The organism is Candidatus Thorarchaeota archaeon, from assembly GCA_013388835.1.
GTDB lineage: Archaea > Asgardarchaeota > Thorarchaeia > Thorarchaeales > Thorarchaeaceae > JACAEL01.
This window is the reverse complement of sequence record JACAEL010000087.1, coordinates 1-2,904: the sequence shown is the minus strand read 5'-3', so window position 1 is coordinate 2,904 and position 2,904 is coordinate 1. Positions and strand designations below refer to the sequence as shown.

The window sequence follows — 2,904 nt, the reverse complement described above, 5'->3', positions numbered from 1 at the left end:
GTGTCGACATAGTCGTGAGGTCGCAGAGAGAGTTGCCATCCCGAAGATTGAAACTAGACACCGAAGATTGCGGAGTACTTGTCTTTCAGATAGGCGAGGAAAGGCTTCGCTGTGAGGGACTTCCCAGTCGTCCTCTTCAGCAGGTCCGCAGGGTCGTACATTGAGGCCCACCGATGGACGTTCTGGATGAGCCACTCCTTCACTGGAGCAAAAGACCCCTGTTCAATGGATGCTCTCCAGTCTGGTAGGTCTCGGTCCAGTTTCTGAAGCCACATGCCGTCGTACACATTCCCTAATGCGTATGATGGGAAGTAACCGAACAGGCCAGCAGACCAGTGAATGTCCTGCATCACTCCTTCTGAGTCATTCTCAATCTCGACACCAAGGTAATGCTCGTACTTGTCGTTCCACGCCTGAGGAAGCTCGCTGACCGATATCTTCCCTGAGAAGAGGTCTCTCTCAATCTCAAACCGAATGATGATGTGCAGCGAGTAGGTCAGCTCATCGGCCTCAACCCTGATCTTAGAGGGCCGAACAATGTTGGAGGCGAGCACCATCAACTCCGGCGAGATGTCGCTGAAGAACCCGTCAGTTGTGACGCAAAAGTGTGGATAGTAGTAGCGCCAGAACTCCGGCGATCGGCCGACTATGTTCTCGACAAAACGACTCATGGATTCGTGGATTCCACTGCTGGCGGCCTGACCGACAGGAGTGTACATCCAGTCATGGCAGAGGTTCTGCTCGTACAGGGCGTGGCCTCCCTCATGAAGCACCGCATAGATTGCCGAAGACACGTTGTCCTCATGATAGTGCACGGTGAATCGGACATCGTCAAAGTAACCTGTCGTGAATGGGTGCTCGGCCTCATCGATGCGACCCCCAGCCTGTGATGATTTGACGTCATACTGGATGAAGGACGCAAGACCAAGCGCCATCCTTCTCTGAGTCTCAACGGGGACTCTCCTATTGATGAAGCCCAAGTCGAGCTTGCTTGATGCATCAGCGTACTTTGACACAAGTGGTATCAGACCCGTCCGGAGTTCAGAAAAGACACGAGCAACTGCATCGGCCCGCATCCCGCGCTCATACTCGTCGAGCATCGAGTCATACACGGTCTTCACACCTCGGGGTTCCATCAGCAGCTCTGCACGTCTCACCGAGAGGTCGACCATCTTCTGAAGCTCGGGCTGGAATATGCTCCAGTCCTTGGCGGCCTTGGCTCGCCTCCAAGTCTCGGTTGCAACCGCCTGCTGTTTGGCATGCTCTCCCACCAGCTCAGCTGGAAGAGAGGTCTTCTCGGCATACTCTCTCTTGAAGAGGTACAGATTCCTGCGCTGGACCTCATCCAATTCGAGCTTCTCTGCCTCCTCGATGAGCTGACCAAACTCGGGACGCGCGATTGCCAGGTGCGCTACTGTGCTCAGGTAGCCCAGTTGCTCACTACGAAGACGAATCCCCTTTGGCGGCATATATGTCTCCAAGTCCCAGTTGAGGATAGCAGCGGAGGTCTCAGCCAGTCGAGCCTCCTTGGAAGCGGCCATTAGGCGTTCGTATGCATTCAATACCAGTGCCTCTCCGACAGGAGCAGGCCGTCCCGGTTCGGTTATGACTCTTGTGATGTGGCAGAGTTCGTCGCACCGGCCGTGATGAACCAATGTTCATACCAAGCAGATCAGGATGACGCATGGAGTGCCAGCGAGTCAGGCTGTCGCGTCTGCTCTTGCATCTTGACCTCGCTCGCTGAACGGCTCATTGTAATTCGAACAGGACATGGCACAGGAGTCTTCACACGCCGAGCAGATGGCACTGAAACCACTCCGTGAGGTCTGCCCTGTGCTGTGTGGTTCTCAAGCTCACTGTTTCTGTATCGTGCATCGCAGACACTTCACGAGAGGACGGCCATGGTGCACCGCCTGCGGACAGGGGCTGCGAACTCACTCCGGTGCAGAAGCGGAAGCACAGCTGGCAGAGCCTATGAGACCTGAACTTCAGGCAGATAAGCCACCGCGGCCTTCGCAGACTCAATCCATCTGAGCACTTCGCTCTTGTCAGGCACGGGAACAGATCTCATCTCCTTCTGTGCCTCTTCGCTGGATGCGTACGCGACTGCATCCTTGAGAAGCCTCGTTGGGTCGGCTTCCACTAGCTGTGACCTCGAACCAATACCCACGTTGTAGAGTATGACCGCATCATGCCCGTACAGCGCAGGTACCTCACACATCAGCTTAGACTCATGCTGCCATGCTCGGACCCTCTTGTCATCGATTCTCTTGTCAGCCAGCTTCTGAGCGACCTCTGCGGCAGGCCGAGATACCAGGTCTCGCACTGTCTTGATGCCGATTCTCGCCAGTGCAGCTGCGGTCCTACTACCGATACCGGGCGCTTCCTGAACCGGGTCATCCAGTGTCAAATGCGGCCTTCTCTGCTTCTCTGCCTCTCTGCCACGCTCTTCGAGTCTCCCCTCGACGGTAGGTTCCGATACTGGAACAGGTTCTGGAACTGGCACCGGTTGGGCCACAGGTCCGGCGGCTTCTGCCTCCTTCTCAGCTGAGACACCTGCAGATGTCTCGAGCTCAGACTCTCTCACAGTGACTGGCGGCTCAACAACAGGTGCCGGAGTCAATGCACGTGCCGCTGTCTTCTTTCGCTGTTTCGACCTGCCAGATACAGCCGTTATCCGAACCTTTGGAGGAGGTGCCTCCGGAGGCAATACGACATACTTGAGCGACTCGGTTGTCCCGGGCACCAGTGCAGTCGCCTTCTGCTCTCTGAACCTGAGCAGTCCCTTTGCTTCAAGATCAACAAAGAACTCCGACTTGCCCACAACATCGTGGGTGAGCGTCTTGTCAACTGTCCCTGTCTTGACTAGCTCCTCGACCTGACGGTTCTGAGTCCGCTTGATCT

At 55.8% G+C, this 2,904-nt stretch carries 2 protein-coding genes; both read right to left on the bottom strand.

Features of this window, described 5'->3' with window-relative positions; translation table 11 throughout:
* Positions 1 to 53 precede the first annotated feature (53 nt).
* On the bottom strand, positions 54 to 1,562 hold the full coding sequence (locus HXY34_13180) for a carboxypeptidase M32 (GenBank protein ID NWF97088.1): 1,509 nt from the start codon (positions 1,560 to 1,562) through the stop codon (positions 54 to 56).
* Positions 1,563 to 1,972: 410 nt separating this feature from the next.
* The coding region (locus tag HXY34_13175) for a DUF4332 domain-containing protein (protein ID NWF97087.1) at positions 1,973 to 2,904 on the bottom strand (932 nt) is incomplete at its 5' end.